This window comes from Kosakonia pseudosacchari (genome assembly GCF_900184035.1).
Lineage (GTDB): Bacteria > Pseudomonadota > Gammaproteobacteria > Enterobacterales > Enterobacteriaceae > Kosakonia > Kosakonia pseudosacchari.
Map to the genome: position 1 here is coordinate 60901 of NZ_FXWP01000020.1, position 19048 is coordinate 79948.

Sequence of the window (19048 nt, forward strand, 5' to 3'; positions counted from 1 at the left end):
GGTTATTACCACATCAAATCATCGGGCACTTTAAAATCCGCGTACGGATCATTTTCATCTTGCTCTTCCTGACTAAGCGCGCTGTTTAATACAATACTGTTCGCATCCCGCTGAGCAATTTTATCGGCAACGATTGCCGGAATAATCGCGTACTCACTCTCACCATTGCCATCAATAACCAGACGAGCAATAGCGAGACGACCGCTAATTAGTTGCGCCTGCGTATTTTTATCCACCACTATTTTTTTAATTAGCTTATTATCCGTGAAATTAAAATCAATCGTACCTTTGGCAATAGTGATCCTGTTCATTTCAATAAGCTGTTTCACCTGCGCTTTATATTCTTTTGATAACGCCGCTTGTTTTTGTTGCTCGCTTAATTGCTTATCGCGCTCAAGCTGCGCTTTTTTATTCTCTTCCACTGCCTCTCTTGCCTCACGCGCCTGAACGCGTGATTTCTTGGCAGTACGCTGGACTTTGGCCATTTTCTTACTGGTTACTAATCCCGCTTTGAGCATCTGCTCTTGTAACGTGAGTTTTGTCATTTTCGTCTGTAAACCGGTTGAACAATGTGTCGGATTATAGCTGTAATTGCTGTTAAGAGACCAGATTGCGGGATCGACTCATTACCCGCGAAGAGCAGACATTGCATTCGCCACCGCACATTATCCACGGGGCGAAAGTATTACTCTGGGGGCTGATTGAGAAGAAAAGTACCACAGCGAACAGTAAACGACGCCGAAACGCGGTTTATAAAACGCTGGTTTCGGCAGTAAACCAATCAGGGTGGTTAGACTTTAAGCAACTTAACTGTCGCATCCACGTCTATCTCGTCTTCGGAGAAGATCAGAGTCGTTCCCTGAAAGGTGGTGATTGCCAGTTTTTTTAGCGAGCGCATTTCGCCAGGCTTAGCCGCTGATTTAGGCCGGATACTTCCCATCAGCGCGCCAACGGACAGCACCGCATTGTCTTTATCGATGCGGATATCAGCGGGAACTTCTTCGCTGTACACCAGATAAGATTTAATCGATGTGAGCTTAATTCGTTCACCTGCGATATAGATGTATTTGCTTTCCGGGACCACTTTCACCGCATAAGCAGACAACCCTTTGTTGTTTGTCGTGGGTTCGAACGTTACCGCCGCATCTTTTTTAATCAACTCAGGGTTGGCGACCTTAATCACATGAAAGTAACGGTTTTCCCCGTTTTCATCTTTGATAAATCCAAAGCCTTTATCTTTAAACCAGGTTGTGATCTTTCCGTTCATCGCCTTACCACCTACTTAATCATTCATTTGCTCTGTTTTTGCAGCGCGCAGTGTAAAGCACAATGCCTGCGCCGACTACATCTTTGGCTTAAAGCCCGGCAAAGCGGAGTACGGCGCTTTATAGTGCGCCGTACGAGGAGGAGGTTATGCTTTCAACTGCAGTTTCCAATCAATCACGCCAGCCCATCTCCGGCGCGACATGCTTAAGAATCGACTCAATCACGTGCGCATTATAATCCACGCCTAATTGATTCGGCACGGTCAGCAGTAGCGTATCTGCTTCGGCAATGGCCTCATCCTGTTTCAGCTGTTCGATCAATTTATCCGGTTCTGCTGCATAGCTGCGGCCAAAAACAGCACGGGTTTTCTCATCAAGAAAGCCGATTTTATCGCTGTCGTCACGGCTGCCACCAAAGTAAGCCCGGTCACGATCGTCCACCAGCGCAAAAATACTGCGACTGACAGAGACGCGCGGCGTGCGCGAGTGCCCTGCTGCTTTCCAGGCTTCACGGTAGGCACGAATCTGCTGCGCCTGCTGGATATGGAACGGTTCGCCGGTTTCATCATTTTTCAGCGTGGAGCTTTGCAGATTCATCCCCAGTTTTGCCGCCCAAACCGCTGTCGCATTTGAGCCTGCGCCCCACCAGATACGTTCGCGCAAACCTTCAGACCAAGGTTCCGGGCGCAGCAAGCCTGGTGGGTTCGGGAACATTGGTTGCGGGTTCGGTTTGGCAAACCCTTCGCCGCGCAGCACATCAAGAAACGTTTGTGTATGATGGCGCGCCATATCCGCATCGGTTTCGCCTTCCACCGGCTGATAGCCAAAATAGCGCCAGCCATCAACAACCTGTTCCGGTGAACCCCGGCTGATGCCCAGTTGTAAACGCCCGCCAGAAATCAAATCCGCCGCGCCGGCATCTTCTGCCATATACAGCGGGTTTTCATAGCGCATATCGATAACGCCGGTGCCAATCTCTATTTTGTGCGTTTTGGCACCAATAGCGGCCAGTAACGGAAAAGGTGAGCTGAGCTGGCGGGCAAAGTGATGCACACGGAAATACGCGCCGTCCGCACCAAGCTCTTCAGCGGCAACCGCCAGATCGATGGATTGCAGCAGCGTGTCAGCCGCCGAACGCGTCGCCGATTGCGGCGAAGGTGTCCAGTGACCAAATGACAAAAATCCGATCTTCTTCATGGCGTCGTTGTCCTTCTGTTCAGAGAGGTAATCAGCAAACGGGGGTTGATTACCCGTCCAGGATTGCCCTTACTCTACGCACTCCATGAGAAGAATAAATACCGATTGTTTAACCTTGAGGTTCAAATTTATTGATAAACCATTCTATAGCGATTGTTTATCAATCGGATGATTCACCACAGGCGCACTAATATTTACCGGCATACCGGAACGGCGCTCCAGCGCCTGGTTTGCCCGGTTCGCATCAATGCCTTCGCCTTTCATCAGCGCATGTAGCACTGGGGTGGCAGGCAGCGGCACTTTGTTGCTGGACTCAAACTCGGCGCGATTGCGCGATAGCGGTTCGTGAACTTCCACCCAACTGCTGCCATCCGGCTCGGTGGTTATTTTGACCGGCTGGTCGATCATCTGCACCCGCGTTCCCACAGGTACATTGTCGAAGAGGTATTTAATGTCATTGCTGCGTAAACGGATACAGCCCTGACTAACGCGCAGCCCAATGCCAAAATTCGCATTCGTGCCATGAATGGCGTATAGCTTCCCGATATAAATGGCATACAGCCCCATCGGGTTATCCGGCCCGGCGGGTACAAACGCAGGTAAGGTTTTCCCCTCTTTCTCGTACGCTTTCCGCGTATTCGCCGTGGGTGTCCAGGTTGGCCCCTCCTGCTTGCGTTCCACCGCAGTCACCCAGTTGCGCGGCGTTTCGCGTCCAGCCTGGCCGATGCCAATCGGTAAGATCTCGACGGTATTAGAATCTTTCGGGTAATAGTAAAGACGCATTTCCGCAACGTTAATCACAATGCCTTCGCGGACGGTAGCGGGCAGGATCACCTGCTGCGGAATGACCAGTTGTGAACCGGCTTTAGGTAAAAAGGGATCGGCATCCGGGTTGGCTTCGAGCATATTACTCAGCCCTTGACCGTACTTCGCGGCAAACGCTTCCAGCGGTAACGTATTTCCCTGCGCAATGGTGATAGTTTGCGGGCTTCCCACCAGACGGCTGCCTTCCGGCGGCAGCGGATAGCTTACGGCCTGAGCGCCCTGGGCGCAGAGTAAAGCAACACAACAGCAAAGGAGTTTAACGCAGCGCATCATCTTTTCCTCGGGCGCAACGGGTATTTGCTAATGATAGTTTGCTTTGCGGGTTTTCTCTTTTTTACAGCATGTTATCGCTTCACAGCGCAAAGCCATAGTGCGAGCCATCCGGCAGCTCAATATCAATGCGTAGCTTGCTGCCTGTCGCTTCCACGTAGCGCTTCAGCGTGGAAAGTTTAATATCCCGCCCTTGCTTTTCCATCACGGCGACCGTGGGCTGTTTCAGCCCCAACTCCTGCGCCATTTCAATCTGCGTTTTTTGTACCCGCTCACGCAGCTCGGCAAGGTGGATATTGAGCAGCATCTCTTGCGCGAGTGACTGCGCAGCGGTGACAACCTCGGCCTTTTGTTCGGCAATTAGCTGTTCCAGCGTTTTGCTCATCGCGTTACTCCTTAATTTTTATCTTGTGCAGATGGCGCGTTAACTCCCGATCTGCAATCTGGATCATCACATCGTAAAAGCGTTTCTCATGACTCGCCTTGTTTCCAGCGCAAAGCAATATGCCCACGCGCTGCGGATCAAAGGCATAGAAGACCCGAAACGGCTCGCCCCGGCTTTGTATGCGTAGCTCCTTCATATTGTTATAACGCGAGCCTTTTACCGTATCCGCATAAGGCCTTGGTAGCTGCGGGCCTTTAACCCGAAGTACCATCAGCGCCGCCAGCACACTGGCGCGATCGTTATCACCCAGTGCATCAAACCATTTTTCAAACGTCGGCGTCATTGTTATCCGCCACACAGCACACCCCATAAATATAGATCAAAAACTATATAGATCAAATCCTATATTGAAATAATGCGGCGTTCAGACGGGGTATGCATGCACAGATGGATAGCAATGGAAGCGTGATTCCTGAATATCAGCGGCAAATTACAGCGTTGCATTGATTTTACGATCCAGCTTCACACAAGAAAAAACCCCGCCGGGGCGGGGTTTTTGTTTTAACACTTTCAGGTTAGCCTTTGCTGCGGCTAGCGATGATATCATCCGCCACGTTGCGCGGCGCTTCCGCATAGTGGTGGAATTCCATGCTGTAGGTCGCGCGGCCTTGCGACATGGATCGCAGCGTGGTGGAGTAGCCGAACATCTCGGCCAGCGGCACATCGGCGCGGATAATCTGGCTACCGAAACGCTCTTCCATGCCTTGCACCATCCCGCGACGGGAAGAGAGATCGCCCATAATGTTCCCGGCGTACTCTTCCGGCGTTTCCACTTCCACATGCATGATCGGCTCCAGGATTGCCGGATCCGCTTTGCGCGCGCCCTCTTTGAAACCAAAGATCGCCGCCATGCGGAAGGCCATTTCCGAGGAGTCCACATCGTGATAGGAACCAAATGTCAGGGTTGCCTTCACATCGACCACCGGATAACCCGCCAGCACGCCGTTATTCATGGCTTCGCGCAAGCCTTTCTCCACAGAAGGAATATACTCGCGCGGCACCACGCCGCCTTTGGTGGCGTCTTCAAATACAAAGCCGCTACCCGGCTCCAGCGGCTCAAGCATCAGCACCACATGACCATACTGACCTTTACCGCCGGACTGGCGTACAAATTTACCTTCGATATCCTTCACGGTTTTACGCAAGGTTTCGCGGTATGTGACCTGCGGGCGACCGATATTCGCCTCCACGCCAAACTCACGTTTCATGCGGTCGACAATAATTTCCAGGTGCAACTCACCCATCCCGGAAATAATCGTCTGCCCGGATTCCTCATCAGTATGCAGGCGGAATGAGGGATCTTCCGACGCCAGCCGCTGTAACGCGATACCCATCTTCTCCTGATCCGCTTTGGTTTTCGGCTCAATAGCGAGCGAAATCACCGGCTCAGGAAACTCCATGCGCTCCAGGGTGATCACTTTATCCGGGTCGCTTAACGTGTCGCCAGTGGTGACATCTTTCAAGCCAACGCAGGCGGCGATATCGCCGGCGCGCAGCTCATCCACTTCATGGCGATCGTTGGCATGCATCTGCACAATACGTCCGATGCGCTCTTTTTTACCTTTCACCGGGTTGTATACCGCATCCCCTTTTTTCAGCACGCCGGAATAGACGCGGATAAAGGTAAGCTGGCCCACATACGGGTCGGTCATCAGTTTGAATGCCAGCGCCGAAAACGGTTCGTCGTCATTAGCATGGCGCTCTGCCGGTTGGCCTTTTTCATCCACGCCCTGAATGGCAGGGATATCCAGCGGCGACGGCATCAGCTCCACCACCGCGTCGAGCATGCGCTGGACGCCTTTATTTTTAAAGGCGCTGCCGCATAACATCGGCTGAATTTCCCCGGCGACAGTGCGTTTGCGCAGGCCGGCAATAATTTCCGCTTCATCCAGCGAGCCGGTTTCCAGATATTTATCCATCAGCTCGTCACTGGCTTCTGCCGCCGCAGAGATCATTTTCTCGCGCCACTCCAGCGCGGTTGCCATCAGATCATCCGGTACCGGGCCATAGCTGAAAGTCATGCCTTGCGTCGCGTCATCCCAGATGATTTCGCGCATTTTGATCAAATCCACCACACCGGTGAAGTGCTCTTCCGCGCCAATCGGGATCACAATCGGCACCGGGTTGGCTTTCAGGCGGTCGATCATCATCTGCACCACGCGGAAAAAATCCGCGCCGGGTCTGTCCATCTTGTTGACGAACGCGAGACGCGGCACATGGTATTTATTAGCCTGACGCCACACGGTTTCGGACTGCGGCTGCACGCCACCGACGGAGTCATACACCATTACCGCGCCGTCGAGCACACGCATGGAACGCTCCACCTCAATGGTGAAATCCACATGCCCGGGGGTGTCGATGATATTGATGCGGTGCGGCTCAAACCCTCTGTCCATACCAGGCCAGAAGCAGCTTACCGCCGCAGACGTAATGGTAATGCCGCGCTCTTGCTCCTGCGCCATCCAGTCGGTTGTTGCCGCGCCATCGTGTACTTCACCCAGTTTGTGGCTCATCCCGGTGTAAAACAGAATGCGCTCAGTGGTGGTTGTTTTACCGGCATCGATATGCGCGGAGATACCGATGTTGCGATAACGTTCGAGGGGGATGGGTCGGGGCATGATGCGTCCTTAGTCATTTGACGGTTAGTTCGCGGCCGGAATTGGCCGCTATGTATTCACGGCATCTATGATAGTACAACTGTACGAGTATATTCGAACTATTTTTGCTATTCTTACGATTGGTTGGGCCGCGATTGACTTCGTGGCTTTCGCAAAGCAGTTTGCGTATAGTACCGGCCCAGCCGCCGATACGGGCTGCGGCTTTTCCAGCACAGCCACCGCCGACACAGGAAGATTATGATCGCTAACCACCCCGAACGTGAGCAATTTCGCCTTGAAAATGTGCTCTTTGCCCTTGGCAATCCCCTGCGCCTGGCGATGATCAAGCGGCTTGCCGATGGCAGCGAATTAAGTTGTAACGCCCTGCGCCCGGAAGATGTGGCGAAATCGACCATGACACATCACTGGCGCGTACTGCGCGATAGCGGCGTGGTCTGGCAGCGCCCGCAGGGGCGGGAAAATATGATCTCCCTGCGCCGCGAAGATCTCGACGCCTGCTTTCCAGGTTTGCTGGATACGCTGCTGCAGGCGATGCAAAAAGAAGGGTAATGCCGGGCAAGGCAGAGCGCCACCCGGCAAAGGAGATCGTTATTTCGTTTCCGGCAACACAATATTGCTCGCCGCCAGCGTGCCCATGTTGTTGTAGACAGCACAAGCCGCATCCACCAGTTGCATCGCCAGTGCCGCGCCGCTGCCTTCGCCTAAACGCATACCCATATTGAGATACGGTTCCAGCCCCAAGTGTTCCAGCGCCAGGCGCGCCCCTTTTTCCGCCGACAGATGTGAAGGGATCAGATACGGTTTTACCTGTGGCGCAATGCGACACGCCGCCAGCGCGGAAGCGTAAGAAAGAAAACCATCCAGCACCACCGGCAAACCACACGACGCCGCACCAAGCATCACGCCGGTCATTCCCAGCAGATCGTACCCCCCCACTTTTGCCAGCACCGCAAGGCCATCACCAGGATTGGGCTGGTTAACGGCAATCGCTTTACGCACCACCTGTGCTTTATGTCCGAGCAGGCTTTCCGGCAGGTTTGCGCCAATGCCAACCACCTGTTCAGGCTCTTCGCCGGTCAACACGCTGACAATCGCCGCCGCCGGCGTGGTGTTCGCCATACCGAGTTCACCGACACCGAACAGTTGCACGCCTTGCGCCGCCAGCGCTCGGGTGTAGCGCATCGTTTCCAGCAGCAACGCTTCGGCTTGCTGCGGGCTCATTGCCGGGCCGGTGGCGATATTGCCGCTGCCGCGCGTGACTTTCATATTCACCAGACCCGGGATCGGATCGGCATCAATGCCGACATCCAGTACATGCACTTTCGCACCAGCCTTCGCTGCCAGCACGCAAACGCCCGTCGTCGCCTGCATCATGTTCGCCGCCTGAATCGCGGTGACCACCTGCGGAGATACCGCCACGCCTTCATGCCAGACACCATGATCGGCGCACAGCACCACAATGGCTTTCTCACCGCTAAACGGTTTGCCGTTTAACCCCGGCATTCCCGCCATTTGCACCGCTAATGCTTCCAGCCGTCCAAGGCTGCCAACCGGCTTCAGTAAACCATCCAGATGTTGCTGCGCCTTTGCCATCGCTACATTATCGGGAGACGGGATACTTGCCAGTAGTGTCGTCAATGTCTGCATGTTGTTTCTCGTTATGTTGCGGGCTGTTCAGAGCAGCGCCAGAAGAAAGACCAGTTCGCCAAGTTCAATCGCGGTGCCCAGCGTGTCGCCGGTTTGCCCACCCAGCGTACGTTTAAGCATGTGCCCCAACAGGAAGATCGCCGCCAGCGTCACCAGCAGCGCAATAATTCCTTTCAAACCTAATATGACAATCGCCAGCAACCCGGTGATCGTCAGCGTAACCAGCGTGTCTCTGCCGGAAACCTTGCCGATAAACAGGTTGCCCAGCCCCTCTTCGCGAGCATAGCGATGGCCGAACATCAGTAACACTGAGCAACCACGTCCGGCGGCGCAGGCCATCGCCAGTGCGGCAACCATGCTGACACCGCGAAGTTGCAGCTCGCTGATCACCAGGATTTTGGCAACCAGCACAAACACCAGCGCCAGGCCGCCGTGGGTGCCAAGCCGGCTATCACGCATGATCTCCAGCATCCGTTCGCGCCGCCGCGCGGAAAAGACGCCGTCACAGGTATCCGCCAGACCATCCAGATGAAAACCGCCGGTTAACAAAGCCAGCGCCAGCACGCCAAAAAACGCCGCCAGCGGCACGCCGCACCAGGGTTGCAGCACCAGCACGACGATACCGCTGAGCGCCCCAAGCAGTAGCCCTACCAGAGGAAACGTCACAATACCGCGCACATAGTCCGCGACATCCAGCCCCTGAACACAACGGCCAGGCACTGGCAACCGGCTGATAAACGAGAGCGTGGCGAAGAATAATTTGATCATTTGATTTTGACTCCAATCCCGGACACCACCAGCCAGACGTGATCCGCCGCCTGCGCCAGCCGCTGGTTGACGCGCCCGGCGATATCGCGAAAATGCCGCGCCAGGCGGTTTTCCGGCACAATACCCATGCCCACTTCATTGGTCACCAGCACCACCGGTGACGGGCACGCCGCACAGGCGGCAATCAGTTGCTCAATCTCGTGCTGAACCTGCGCTTCCAGCGCGGCGTAATCCCAGTTCTCCGGGTTGTCGCCCGCGCCAGAAGCAAACAGCAGATTGGTGACAAGCGTCGTGATGCATTCCAGCAATACGGCTTCATTGGGATCGTTATGCGGAGTAATGACGTCTGATAACTGTTGCCAGCGCTCTTCGGTACGCCAGTGTCGGGGGCGTCCCTGCCGATGGTGCTCAATACGCGCCGCCATTTCGTCATCAAAGATTTGCGACGTGGCGATATAGAGCACCGTTTTTGCATTCGCGACCAGCGATTCAGCATGGCGGCTTTTGCCGCTGCGCGCACCGCCGGTAACAAGGGTTAACATGCTTGCTCCTGATGTTGCTGCATAATCTGATAAATACGATCAATGTCCACATGCTGACGCATGGCGTCGGCGAGGATATCAAACTGCTGCGCTTTGTACCGCGCATAATCAACGCGCGCATCCAGCGGTGGTAGCCCTTTGCGCTGGCGCAGCTCGTTAAGCAATGTGCGGGTGAAAGTATCGCTATCGAACAAGCCATGCAGATAGGTGCCAAACACCAGACCGTCGCGGCTGATCGCGCCGTCTGCCACGCGCTGCCCCGCTTTTTGTAGCCACAACGCCGGCTGGCAACCATTGCTGCGCGTGGTTTCACCCAGATGAATTTCATACCCGCGCAGCGATAGCCCGGCGCAGGGTGCCAGCCAGCCGGGCAGCGTCTCCGGCAAACTCGCCTCGACCCGCGTGGTGGTCTTGTCACGGGCAAACCGCGTCACCGTCTCCAGCAGCCCCAGCCCTGGCTGTTGACCCAGCCCGGATTCCACCTCATCAATAATGGTTTCGCCAAGCATTTGATACCCGCCGCAGACGCCAATAATCGGTACATCCGCACGATGGCGTTCCAGCATCGCTTTCGCCAGCCCGCTTTCGCGCAGCCAGTTGAGATCGCCGAGCGTGTTTTTACTGCCGGGGAGGATCAGCAGATCGGCGTTTTGCAGCTCATCTGGCGTACGCACGTAATGAACACGCACATCCGGCTGAGCGGCGAGCGCGTTGAAATCGGTGAAGTTAGAGATATGCGGGAGTTGCACCACGGCGATATCCAGCGCCCGCTCGCCGGTGCGCACGTATTTTCCGCGCTGTAACGCCACGCCGTCTTCATCTTCAAGGTCGACCTCCAGCCACGGCATGACGCCAATCACCGGTACGCCGGTCAAGTCTTCTATCTGCTTAATTCCCGGGGTGAGCAGCGCGACATCGCCGCGAAACTTATTGATGATCACCCCTTTCACCCGCCAGCGTTCGTGTTCCTGCAGCAGCGCTAGCGTGCCGTAAATCGCGGCAAAAACGCCGCCTCTGTCGATATCGGCCACCAGAATGACCGGGCAAGCGGCCATCTCCGCCATGCCCATATTGACGATATCCCGGTCGCGCAGGTTGATCTCCGCCGGGCTGCCCGCTCCTTCCAGCACCAGCGCGTCATACTCCTGCGCCAGGCTCTGGTAAACGCGGATAATCTGCTCGCGCAGGCGCGGTTTATAGTCGTGATAACTCACGGCGTCCATATCGGTCGCGACTTTACCCATCAGCACCACTTGCGCTTTGCGATCGCTGGTTGGTTTGAGCAGCACCGGGTTCATACGCACATCCGGCTGGATACCCGCGGCTTCAGCCTGAAATATCTGCGCCCGCCCCATCTCGTGGCCGTCCGCAGTGATACCGGAGTTAAGCGCCATATTCTGCGACTTAAACGGCGCGGTTTTTAGCCCGTCCTGATGAAAAATACGGCACAGCCCCGCCACCAGCACGCTTTTGCCCACGTCCGATGCGGTGCCTTGCAGCATAATGGCCTGCGTCATGGCGCCTCCTTAACCTGCCTCGCCCGCATGCGGGCTGGTTTATATAGCGGCACTGCTGCTCGCCGTGCCGTTTTACTCGTCACAAGCCATGCAGAATAAAGCAATCTCACGGCTGACGATAACGCAATAATTACCCCATGCCCGGCCCCCTCCGCTCAACCTCGCGGTTGAACACAGGTTGCCCTCGCACATCAGGGGCTGTTAGGCCTTCTCCCACTGTTTATTCACCAGAATGGTCGAAAAATAGGGCAGCGGCTGATCGTCGCTCACCCCGGCAAGCTGTCGCCAGCACTGCTCTCCCGGCAGCGTGGCTTCCGCCATCAGCAGCGCATGGTCGAGCAACCCAGCCTGGGCCAGCAGCGCTTTGATCCGCGCGAAACGGCCATAGACTTTCATCAACACCAGGCTGTCGTGTTGCGCCAGCGCCTGGCGGATATCGCTTTCCGGCGCGGTGCAGGACACTACCGCCAGCGATTGCTGCTCCATCGCCAGCGGTGTTTGCGCCCGCGCGGCGATGGCGGCAAACGAGGTGACGCCGGGAACAATTTCCACCGTTTCCGGGTGTTGCAGGCGTTGCAGCAAAAACACCCAGGTGCTGAACAGCATGGCGTCGCCAAGCGTAATAAAACCAACCTGCTTACCGGCCTGCACTTCAGCCTCCAGCGCGGCGGCAACCTCATCCCACACCGCCTCTTTTTCCGCGCTGTCGGCGCTCATCGGGAAGTGACAACAGCGCACCTCCGTCCGTTCACCGAGATACTCGCGCACAATCGACAGCGCCAGGCTATCGCCGCCTTTGCGCCCGGCCGGGGCATACAGCACATCCAGCGTTCCGAGAATGCGCGCCGCGCGCACAGTGATAAGATCCGCAGCCCCCGGCCCGGTACTCAGTGCGTAGAGTTTTCCGTTCATGCCGCCACCTCCAGCGATTGCTCAAGCGCCTGCTGTAAATGCTGAACAAACATCGCGCGGATATCAGCGTTTTCACCTAACCCTTGCAGCCACGGCGTGGCTGCAATACCGACGCGTTCAAACTGCGTTTTCCATGAATCCTCATCATCCGATGCCATGTCATTAATCGCATGATCGCCGGCCACCAGCATCAGCGGCATCAGGTGCACGGCTTTCACCCCTTCGTGGCGCAAACTGTCGATCACCACGTCGATTTCCGGGTAGCTTTCCACCGCGCCAACGCGCGCCGGGAAGCGATGCGCCGCCATCATATGGTCAAGGCAGGCATACGCGGCAAAAGCATGATGACTAGCTCCGTGGCCCATAAACACCACGCGTTCATCGGGGGCGACCAGCGGCATCTGGCGTGAAAGCGCCTGCATCAAATGCAGGTAATCTTCATGGCTGCTAAGCAGCGGCGCACCAATCACCAGCCGTTTAAAGAGAGGGCGCATCGTTTGTACTTCACGGACAATTTTTTCGTACTCATCACCGTTGATAATGTGCAACGACTGGATTGCCACATCCTGATAACCCTGTTCCGCCAGCTTTTGCAGCGCGGCCAGCGGGGTATCGATATGCAGGTTATCGCGCTGCCTGAGCTTGCGAATGATCATGCCGGAAGTGAACGCGCGAAACAGGGTGCGATCCGGGCAACTGGCCGCCAGCGCGCGTTCGCAGGCAACGATATTTTTTTCACAGGTGTCGTGATAGCTGGTGCCGAAGCTCACCACCAGAAGGGCTTTTTTCATGCTGTTCTCCTCACTGTGCCGCCAGCCAGCGCCGCAACCGCCCGGCAAAGGCATCCTGACTGTTAAGTAACTCTTCCCCGCTCACCGCAGATTGCGGGCGGGCAATAACAATGCACGGGATGCCGGCATCCAGCGCGGGCTGTACTTTTTCCAGATAACCGCCTTCTGCGCCGGAGGCTTTGGTGATCATCACCTCCACTTGATACTGGCGATAAAATGCGGCGTTAAACTCGGCGCTGAACGGACCGCAGAGGGCGAAAATATCGCCGACACCAAAACCCAGCGCCGCGCACTGCGCCACCACCTCCGGCACAGGGAGCACGCGTGCCAGCAAGGTTTTATCCGGTAAGCCTTCGCGCCAGCGCGCCAGATCTTTACTGCCGGTGGTCAGCAAAATACGTTCGCCCAGTTCGCGGGCTTTGGCGCAGGCCTCTTCCAGCGTGGCGACATAAAACAGCAACGGATGGGTTAAATCCGGTAACTGCTCCGGGCGTTGATAACGGCTGAGCAACACCTGCGCCTGCTCACAGGCCGCGGCGATATTGCGACTCACCACATCGGCATACGGGTGCGAAGCATCAATGACCCAGCGCGTACCGTGGTGTTGCAGCCATGCGACCATGTCGTCCATCTCCAGTCGCCCGCAGCGCACCTGGCCGCGAATGTTTCCCGCCAGCTGTTGCCCGGTCGGCGTCGCCACCGACAGCGTATAGCGCACATTAGCGTCGTCCAGCTGCTGGCAAATTTGCCGCGCATCACTGGTGCCGCCGATAACCAATACTTGCCCGGCGGTCACAGGGTGTAGCCCCGGGGTGTGATCATCAGGCCGTTTTGCACATAAGTGGCGCGGTTGCCGACAATCACCAGGCTGGTCATATCGACGGGTTCAAAATCCATCTCGCCGAGCGTGGTCAGCCATTTTTCCTCTTTCTTACGCCCGGCGGATTTCACCACGCCCACCGGCGTGTCGGCGCGTTTGCTGGCCGCGAGCAGTTCAAACGCGCGTGCCAGATGGCCTTCGCGCCCCCGGCTGCGCGGGTTGTAGAAGCAAATCACGAAATCCGCTTCACCCGCCGCGACAATGCGCTTTTCAATCACCGGCCACGGCGTCATCAGGTCGCTTAAGCTGATATGGCAAAAGTCATGCATCAGCGGCGCGCCGAGCAGCGCGGCGGCGGCAATGCTGGCGGTCATGCCCGGCACCAGACGGACGTCCACATCCAGTTGCTGCTTGTTCACCAGCTCAAGCACCAGCCCGGCCATGCCGTAGATCCCGGCGTCACCGCTGCTGATCAGCGCCACGTTATGTCCATCCTGCGCCAGCTCAATCGCCGCCTGGCAGCGCTCGATCTCTTTGCACATGCCGGTTTTGATCACCTGTTTATCGCCGGTAAAGGCTTTCACCAGATGGGTATAGGTTTTGTAACCGACCACAATTTCCGCCGCCTGCAGCGCTTCAACGGCTTCCATGGTCATCATTGCCTGTGAGCCGGGGCCAATCCCGATTACCGTCAACATCAGTGTGAAACTCCCAAAGTAATAGTCACGCCCTGCTCGCGCAGGGTTTCGCCAGTCAGTTGCCCGTGGCTCATCAGCCATGCCACCGGGCCGGAGACGCTCCCGACCCCGGCGGTGTGGCGGACAAATTCTGAGACGGGAAAATGGTGTTCGTGCTGCCGCAATGCCTCAGCCGTGAAAACGTCAAACGGCACGCCCAGGCGTTGTGCTAGTTGGATCAGCCCTTTTTCATCCTGCTTTAAGGTGATGCTGCCAATCGCGCGCAGCGCCAGCGGGTCGATGTCGTTCGCCTGCAACTGGCGTTGCAACAGCGCCAGCAGCCGCGTAAACGGCGTATCGCGGCGACAGCCGATCCCCGCCACGATGCGCTTCGGCACCAGTTTGAAAACCGGCAACGGCAACACCGGCAGCGCGGCTTGCGTGGTCACGCACACGAGGCCATCCAGTTGCGGTAACGCATCGAGGCGATCCACTGCGATAAAACCACGCGTATCGCAGCGCGCCACGTCCTCACGCATCGCCACTTCACACCACAGACCAACGCGTTTACCGCTGACCAGCATCTGATTGATGGTCTTTACCGCCGCGCGAAAATCCTGCATTCGCGCATCCAGTTGAATGGCCAGCATGTCGAGCGCCGCCAGATCGTTCACGTCTGTCGCAGTGGTGATCACCGGATCAGCGTCCAGCACCGCCGCCAGGTAGCGCGTCAGCGCGTTCGCGCCGCCGCAATGCCCGGAAAGCAGGCTGATGACATGCTGCCCGCGTTCATCAATGACGATCACCGCCGGATCGTTAAATTTGTCATTAACCAGCGGGGCGATAACGCGCACGGCAATGCCAGTTGCGCCGATAAAAATCACCGCGGAAAAGTGGCAAAACGCCTCGCGCAGACTCTGTGCAAAACTCCCTTCAAAGGGCAAAAACCCCGCCGTGAGCAGTTTCTCGCTGGTATAACAGGTCATCGGCAGCACAGCTTGCAGACGCGCCGCCAGCGCCACGCCACCCGGTGTCAGACAAAACAGCGCTATCGCGTCAGGCTTTGCGGTATTCATGGCTAAAATCCGCCGCGTAAAGCCGCGAGTAGTGGAACTCTTCGCCCAGAAATGCGCCAACGAGGATCAGCGCGGTTTTGCGGATCCCGGCATCGCGCACTTTGTCAGCAATATCTGCCAGCGTGCCACGCACCGTCTGGCTTTCCGGCCAGGTCGCTTTGTAAATCACCGCGACTGGCGTCGTGTGCGGGTAACCGCCTTCGATTAAGCGCTCCGCCACGCGATGAATGCGTTGTACCGAGAGGTAAATCGCCATCGAGGTCTGGTGGCTGGCGAATGCCTCCAGTTGTTCGCGCTCCGGCACCGGCGTGCGTCCTTCGAGGCGGGTGATGATCAGGCTTTGCGACACGTCCGGCACGGTGTACTCCACACCCAGCTCCGCCGCCGCCCCCAGAAAAGCGCTGACGCCGGGTACAACCTGCCAGCGAATACCCCGGCGGGTTAACACTTCTCCCTGTTCGCGCACCGAGCCATACAGAGAGACATCGCCGGTTTGCAGGCGCACCACCACTTTTCCGGCCTTCACCCCGGCTTCCATCAGGTCGATGATTTGCTCAAGGTGCAACCCGGCGCTGTCGTGGCATTGCGCGTCTGGCGGGCAGTATTCCAGCAGTTCGGTATTAATCAGCGAACCGGCGTAAATCACCACCTGCGCCTGTTGTAACAGCCGATACCCCTTCAGGGTGATGAGATCCTTATCGCCCGGTCCAGCGCCCACAAACCAGACAGTTTGTGCATCCGTGTGGTCAGCCATAGTGTTGCTCCTTTTCACAGGAAATCAAAAAAACGGGATTGTGCGCTTTGAAGTAGTGACCGCTGCCAAGCGGGGTCAGTTGGGAAACCTGAAGTTGCTGGCAATCCAGCGCAGTGACGGGGCAATCGACCAGGTGCGCCAGTGCGGTACTGAGGTTTTCCTGCAGAATAAAGGTCATCACCAGCCGCCCGCCGGGGTGAAGCTGCGCCAGCGACCAGTCGATAAGTTTCGTCAGATTGCCACCGCTGCCGCCCATAAACACCGCGTCCGCAGGCTGCCCGATAAACAGCGGCGCAACGCCGGGAACCAGGGTGATATTGCGGCAAGCAAAGCGCTGACAATTCTCTTCCAGCAGCCCGAGCGCTGCCGGGTTGCGTTCAATCGCCGTGACCTGCAATTGCGGGTGCGCCAGCGCCGCTTCGATGCTCACACTGCCGGTGCCCGCGCCGATATCGATCAGGTGGCGGGCATCGTGCAGCGCCAGCTTCGACAGCGCCACTGCGCGCACGGCCTCTTTGGTCATCGGCACCTTTTCACCGCGAATAAACCGCTCATCTTTCATTGAGGATCACCACCACATTCATTTCGTAATGCGCCTGCACCTCCGCAGGGCGCAGCCTGTGGATACGTTCATTGTCCATACCGAGATTTTCGCCAATCACCAGCCAGCGCTTTTCTGCCCCGCGCGCCAGTAGCGCGTCAGCAATGACTTTTGGCCCGCAGCGGGCATCGGTCACCATCGCGACTTTGCTGGCGCGCGCCAGCGCATCGAAATCGACATCGCGCCCGTGGCTGCTGGTCAGCCAGATATCGTTCATATCAATGCCCGTACGCGAGCAGAGGTACTGCGTGGCGCTGATGCCGGGAATAATGCGCAACTGTTCAATGCCGAAGTGCGCCACCAGCCGCGTGCCGATGCCGTATAACAACGGGTCGCCGGAGGCCAGCACCACGATATTGCGCGCCATGTTTTTTTCCAGCCACGCCAGCAACGCGGGAATATCCGCATCCAGCGCCCGCCGTTGCCCGGCAAAATCGGGGAACTGCGCCAGGTGGCGTTTACCGCCGACCAGCACCTCCGCCTGCGCCACCGCCTCCTGCGCCTGCGGCGTCATCAGCGCCAGATTGCCCGGCCCCATCCCGGCGACCGTCAACATCTGAGATCCCTCGCAATTGCCTCAACGGAACGGTTCGCGCCAAGCACATTGTTATCAAAGGAGAACATCACGGCATCACACTGCGGCGGGTTGTGCGTAAAGCGCAGCAGCTGTTCGATACGCAGGCAGATGCGGGCTGCGAGGTGATCGTAAAGGTGGCTGAACCCGGCGGCGTCGATGAATTCCATCGCCGCCTCAGTGGTGTCGCATTCGCTCACCGCCAGCAGCAGGGCGTGTGGCGCACCGAGCAGCGCCAGGTGTGCGACCAGCGTTTCCATACGCGCATCAGCGATATGGCTGTGGGTGTGAAAGATGCCGGCGGCGATTTTCACCAGCTTGCCGGGGTGACCGACCAGCACGATATGCCGGAAACCGAGGCGCACTGCCTCTTCGATCATGTAGCCGACGAAGTTACTCATGGTGACGACCTGTTCGCCGGAGACGCCCAGATGTTCGCGAACAAACCGCTCGCCGTGGTTGCCGGGCACCAGGATCACGCGATCCATCCCGGCGGCGCGTTTTAACTCCAGCTCCAGCGCCAGCGAGCGTTTCCAGCTCTCTTCCGACATCGGCGTCACAATACCGGTAGTGCCAATAATTGAAATGCCGCCAACAATACCGAGCCTGCCGTTGTAGGTTTTTTTGGCCCGTTCTTCCCCTTCCGGGGCAAAAATTTCCACCACTGCGCCGCGCGTCGGACCAATCACGTCGCGCACGGCGGCTTCGATAGTCTGGCGCGGCGTGCGGTTGATGGCCGCGTCTCCCACCGCCAGGCCAATGCCTTTGCGGGTCACCGTGCCAACGCCTTCGCCGCCGCGCAGGGTTATTTCGCCACCCTCGTTAAGCGTGACGCGGGCAAAAATCAGCATGCCATGGGTGGCATCGACGTCATCGCCGCCGTCCTTGCGAATGGCGGCGACAGCCCGAAGCCCCTCCACATGCGGGCATTCGACGTTCAGGCGCAGCGTGACACCCGATGGCGTGACAATCGACACCTGATGAATAAGGTGCTGGCGCAGCACCATCAGCGCCGCCACTTTCGCGGCCGCCGTCGCGCAGGAGCCCGTGGTATAGCCTTTGCGCAGCGCTTTTCCGTTGTGCCACACCGGCTCGTCGAACGCCTGTTCGCTCATTGCGCCTCCCGCAGGCTGTAAAGCAGTGCATTGACGATCGCCGCCGCCACATTGCTGCCGCCTTTGCGCCCGTGTGCGGCAATAGCCGGTAAACCGCTCGCCACCAGCGCCGCTTTCGATTCTGCCGCGCCGACAAACCCGACCGGCACGCCGACCACACCATCTACCGGCGTGTTATGTTCCAGCAGGCGAAACAGCGCAGTGGGTGCATTGCCGAAGACAAACACTTTGCCGCCCTCTTCCCCCAGCGCCAGGTCAACCGCCGCCATCGAACGGGTGATGCCGTCAGCTTTGGCGCGACGCACCACGCGCGGGTCGGAGATATAGCACCGCACTTCACCGCCGAACTGCGCCAGTAGCGTTTTGTTAATGCCGGAAAGCGCCATGGTGGTATCGGTGTAGAGCGTGCAGCCCTGTTTAATCGCAGCACACAGGCTTTCCAGCGCGTCAGCGGAGAACCATAAGATATCGAGCCAGTCAAAATCTGCGGTGGTATGAATGACCCGTTTGATCACCGCTTCATGCAGCGCGCTGGCAAAGCGGTAATCGGGACGCGTCTCGTTGATGATGTCGCCGATAATGACAAAACTTTTGGCTTCAATAGCCTGCGGTTGCTGCAAATAATCCATCTTTT

At 57.3% G+C, this 19048-nt stretch carries 22 protein-coding genes; 1 reads left to right on the forward strand and 21 read right to left on the reverse strand.

The window, feature by feature from the left end; all coding sequences use genetic code 11:
• Positions 1 to 5 precede the first annotated feature (5 nt).
• The 7 genes from BN2591_RS16850 to fusA form a co-directional block, all read right to left on the reverse strand.
• Positions 6 to 545, reverse strand: a complete 540-nt coding sequence (locus BN2591_RS16850) for a DUF2058 domain-containing protein (protein WP_086873080.1) — start codon at positions 543 to 545, stop codon at positions 6 to 8.
• Between the two features lie 245 nt (positions 546 to 790).
• Positions 791 to 1267: a cold-shock protein gene (locus BN2591_RS16855; protein WP_086873081.1), complete on the reverse strand. Its 477-nt coding sequence runs from the start codon at positions 1265 to 1267 to the stop codon at positions 791 to 793.
• Positions 1268 to 1436: 169 nt separating this feature from the next.
• Positions 1437 to 2462, reverse strand: coding sequence for an LLM class flavin-dependent oxidoreductase (locus BN2591_RS16860; RefSeq protein ID WP_086873082.1), 1026 nt, complete (start codon positions 2460 to 2462; stop codon positions 1437 to 1439).
• A gap of 144 nt (positions 2463 to 2606) precedes the next feature.
• A complete protein-coding gene (gene ldtA / locus BN2591_RS16865; RefSeq protein ID WP_086873083.1) occupies positions 2607 to 3557 on the reverse strand; it encodes a L,D-transpeptidase in 951 nt (316 codons plus the stop codon).
• Positions 3558 to 3639: 82 nt separating this feature from the next.
• Positions 3640 to 3942, reverse strand: coding sequence for a helix-turn-helix domain-containing protein (locus BN2591_RS16870; RefSeq protein ID WP_086873084.1), 303 nt, complete (start codon positions 3940 to 3942; stop codon positions 3640 to 3642).
• Positions 3943 to 3946: 4 nt separating this feature from the next.
• A complete protein-coding gene (locus BN2591_RS16875; protein WP_425268958.1) occupies positions 3947 to 4300 on the reverse strand; it encodes a type II toxin-antitoxin system RelE/ParE family toxin in 354 nt (117 codons plus the stop codon).
• Between the two features lie 217 nt (positions 4301 to 4517).
• On the reverse strand, positions 4518 to 6620 hold the full coding sequence (fusA, locus tag BN2591_RS16880) for an elongation factor G (RefSeq protein ID WP_086873086.1): 2103 nt from the start codon (positions 6618 to 6620) through the stop codon (positions 4518 to 4520).
• Positions 6621 to 6857: 237 nt separating this feature from the next.
• Here fusA and BN2591_RS16885 point away from each other — a divergent pair, with 237 nt between their 5' ends.
• Positions 6858 to 7169: an ArsR/SmtB family transcription factor gene (locus tag BN2591_RS16885; RefSeq protein WP_017458424.1), complete on the forward strand. Its 312-nt coding sequence runs from the start codon at positions 6858 to 6860 to the stop codon at positions 7167 to 7169.
• A 39-nt stretch (positions 7170 to 7208) separates the two neighbouring features.
• Here the strand turns inward: BN2591_RS16885 and cobT are convergent, their stop codons facing one another.
• The 14 genes from cobT to BN2591_RS16955 form a co-directional block, all read right to left on the reverse strand.
• Complete coding sequence (cobT, locus tag BN2591_RS16890) at positions 7209 to 8267, reverse strand: nicotinate-nucleotide--dimethylbenzimidazole phosphoribosyltransferase (RefSeq protein WP_086873087.1); 1059 nt, start codon at positions 8265 to 8267, stop codon at positions 7209 to 7211.
• A 27-nt stretch (positions 8268 to 8294) separates the two neighbouring features.
• The gene (cobS, locus tag BN2591_RS16895; protein ID WP_086873088.1) at positions 8295 to 9035 is read right to left on the reverse strand and encodes an adenosylcobinamide-GDP ribazoletransferase; all 741 of its coding nucleotides are present in this window, start codon (positions 9033 to 9035) and stop codon (positions 8295 to 8297) included.
• Positions 9032 to 9577 carry a bifunctional adenosylcobinamide kinase/adenosylcobinamide-phosphate guanylyltransferase gene (gene cobU / locus BN2591_RS16900; RefSeq protein ID WP_086873089.1) on the reverse strand — a complete coding sequence of 182 codons (546 nt, stop codon included), beginning with the start codon at positions 9575 to 9577 and terminating at the stop codon, positions 9032 to 9034. Before cobU ends, cobS begins: the two co-directional genes overlap by 4 nt.
• Complete coding sequence (locus BN2591_RS16905; RefSeq protein ID WP_086873090.1) at positions 9571 to 11094, reverse strand: cobyric acid synthase; 1524 nt, start codon at positions 11092 to 11094, stop codon at positions 9571 to 9573. The genes cobU and BN2591_RS16905 overlap by 7 nt, the downstream gene beginning before the upstream one ends.
• Positions 11095 to 11295: 201 nt before the next feature.
• Positions 11296 to 12006: a cobalt-factor II C(20)-methyltransferase gene (locus BN2591_RS16910; RefSeq protein WP_086873091.1), complete on the reverse strand. Its 711-nt coding sequence runs from the start codon at positions 12004 to 12006 to the stop codon at positions 11296 to 11298.
• Complete coding sequence (gene cbiK / locus BN2591_RS16915) at positions 12003 to 12797, reverse strand: sirohydrochlorin cobaltochelatase (protein ID WP_086873092.1); 795 nt, start codon at positions 12795 to 12797, stop codon at positions 12003 to 12005. The genes BN2591_RS16910 and cbiK overlap by 4 nt, the downstream gene beginning before the upstream one ends.
• Positions 12798 to 12807: 10 nt before the next feature.
• Complete coding sequence (locus BN2591_RS16920; RefSeq protein ID WP_086873093.1) at positions 12808 to 13593, reverse strand: cobalt-precorrin-6A reductase; 786 nt, start codon at positions 13591 to 13593, stop codon at positions 12808 to 12810.
• Positions 13590 to 14315, reverse strand: a complete 726-nt coding sequence (locus BN2591_RS16925) for a precorrin-3B C(17)-methyltransferase (protein WP_086873094.1) — start codon at positions 14313 to 14315, stop codon at positions 13590 to 13592. Before BN2591_RS16925 ends, BN2591_RS16920 begins: the two co-directional genes overlap by 4 nt.
• A complete protein-coding gene (cbiG, locus tag BN2591_RS16930; protein WP_086873095.1) occupies positions 14315 to 15370 on the reverse strand; it encodes a cobalt-precorrin 5A hydrolase in 1056 nt (351 codons plus the stop codon). Before cbiG ends, BN2591_RS16925 begins: the two co-directional genes overlap by 1 nt.
• Complete coding sequence (locus BN2591_RS16935; protein ID WP_086873096.1) at positions 15351 to 16124, reverse strand: cobalt-precorrin-4 methyltransferase; 774 nt, start codon at positions 16122 to 16124, stop codon at positions 15351 to 15353. Before BN2591_RS16935 ends, cbiG begins: the two co-directional genes overlap by 20 nt.
• Positions 16117 to 16686 carry a decarboxylating cobalt-precorrin-6B (C(15))-methyltransferase gene (locus tag BN2591_RS16940; protein ID WP_086873097.1) on the reverse strand — a complete coding sequence of 190 codons (570 nt, stop codon included), beginning with the start codon at positions 16684 to 16686 and terminating at the stop codon, positions 16117 to 16119. Before BN2591_RS16940 ends, BN2591_RS16935 begins: the two co-directional genes overlap by 8 nt.
• On the reverse strand, positions 16676 to 17281 hold the full coding sequence (locus tag BN2591_RS16945) for a cobalt-precorrin-7 (C(5))-methyltransferase (RefSeq protein ID WP_086873098.1): 606 nt from the start codon (positions 17279 to 17281) through the stop codon (positions 16676 to 16678). The genes BN2591_RS16940 and BN2591_RS16945 overlap by 11 nt, the downstream gene beginning before the upstream one ends.
• The gene (gene cbiD / locus BN2591_RS16950; protein ID WP_086873099.1) at positions 17275 to 18414 is read right to left on the reverse strand and encodes a cobalt-precorrin-5B (C(1))-methyltransferase CbiD; all 1140 of its coding nucleotides are present in this window, start codon (positions 18412 to 18414) and stop codon (positions 17275 to 17277) included. The genes BN2591_RS16945 and cbiD overlap by 7 nt, the downstream gene beginning before the upstream one ends.
• Complete coding sequence (locus BN2591_RS16955) at positions 18411 to 19043, reverse strand: cobalt-precorrin-8 methylmutase (protein WP_086873119.1); 633 nt, start codon at positions 19041 to 19043, stop codon at positions 18411 to 18413. Before BN2591_RS16955 ends, cbiD begins: the two co-directional genes overlap by 4 nt.
• Between the last annotated feature and the right edge of the window lie 5 nt (positions 19044 to 19048).

Coding starts and splice junctions, on each gene's coding strand:
- BN2591_RS16850 (WP_086873080.1), bottom strand. CDS start 545: ATGACAAAACTCACGTTACAAGAGCAGATGCTCAAAGCGGGATTAGTA.
- BN2591_RS16855 (WP_086873081.1), bottom strand. CDS start 1,267: ATGAACGGAAAGATCACAACCTGGTTTAAAGATAAAGGCTTTGGATTT.
- BN2591_RS16860 (WP_086873082.1), bottom strand. CDS start 2,462: ATGAAGAAGATCGGATTTTTGTCATTTGGTCACTGGACACCTTCGCCG.
- ldtA (WP_086873083.1), bottom strand. CDS start 3,557: ATGCGCTGCGTTAAACTCCTTTGCTGTTGTGTTGCTTTACTCTGCGCC.
- BN2591_RS16870 (WP_086873084.1), bottom strand. CDS start 3,942: ATGAGCAAAACGCTGGAACAGCTAATTGCCGAACAAAAGGCCGAGGTT.
- fusA (WP_086873086.1), bottom strand. CDS start 6,620: ATGCCCCGACCCATCCCCCTCGAACGTTATCGCAACATCGGTATCTCC.
- BN2591_RS16885 (WP_017458424.1), top strand. CDS start 6,858: ATGATCGCTAACCACCCCGAACGTGAGCAATTTCGCCTTGAAAATGTG.
- cobT (WP_086873087.1), bottom strand. CDS start 8,267: ATGCAGACATTGACGACACTACTGGCAAGTATCCCGTCTCCCGATAAT.
- cobS (WP_086873088.1), bottom strand. CDS start 9,035: ATGATCAAATTATTCTTCGCCACGCTCTCGTTTATCAGCCGGTTGCCA.
- cobU (WP_086873089.1), bottom strand. CDS start 9,577: ATGTTAACCCTTGTTACCGGCGGTGCGCGCAGCGGCAAAAGCCGCCAT.
- BN2591_RS16905 (WP_086873090.1), bottom strand. CDS start 11,094: ATGACGCAGGCCATTATGCTGCAAGGCACCGCATCGGACGTGGGCAAA.
- BN2591_RS16910 (WP_086873091.1), bottom strand. CDS start 12,006: ATGAACGGAAAACTCTACGCACTGAGTACCGGGCCGGGGGCTGCGGAT.
- cbiK (WP_086873092.1), bottom strand. CDS start 12,797: ATGAAAAAAGCCCTTCTGGTGGTGAGCTTCGGCACCAGCTATCACGAC.
- BN2591_RS16925 (WP_086873094.1), bottom strand. CDS start 14,315: ATGTTGACGGTAATCGGGATTGGCCCCGGCTCACAGGCAATGATGACC.
- cbiG (WP_086873095.1), bottom strand. CDS start 15,370: ATGAATACCGCAAAGCCTGACGCGATAGCGCTGTTTTGTCTGACACCG.
- BN2591_RS16935 (WP_086873096.1), bottom strand. CDS start 16,124: ATGGCTGACCACACGGATGCACAAACTGTCTGGTTTGTGGGCGCTGGA.
- BN2591_RS16940 (WP_086873097.1), bottom strand. CDS start 16,686: ATGAAAGATGAGCGGTTTATTCGCGGTGAAAAGGTGCCGATGACCAAA.
- BN2591_RS16945 (WP_086873098.1), bottom strand. CDS start 17,281: ATGTTGACGGTCGCCGGGATGGGGCCGGGCAATCTGGCGCTGATGACG.
- cbiD (WP_086873099.1), bottom strand. CDS start 18,414: ATGAGCGAACAGGCGTTCGACGAGCCGGTGTGGCACAACGGAAAAGCG.
- BN2591_RS16955 (WP_086873119.1), bottom strand. CDS start 19,043: ATGGATTATTTGCAGCAACCGCAGGCTATTGAAGCCAAAAGTTTTGTC.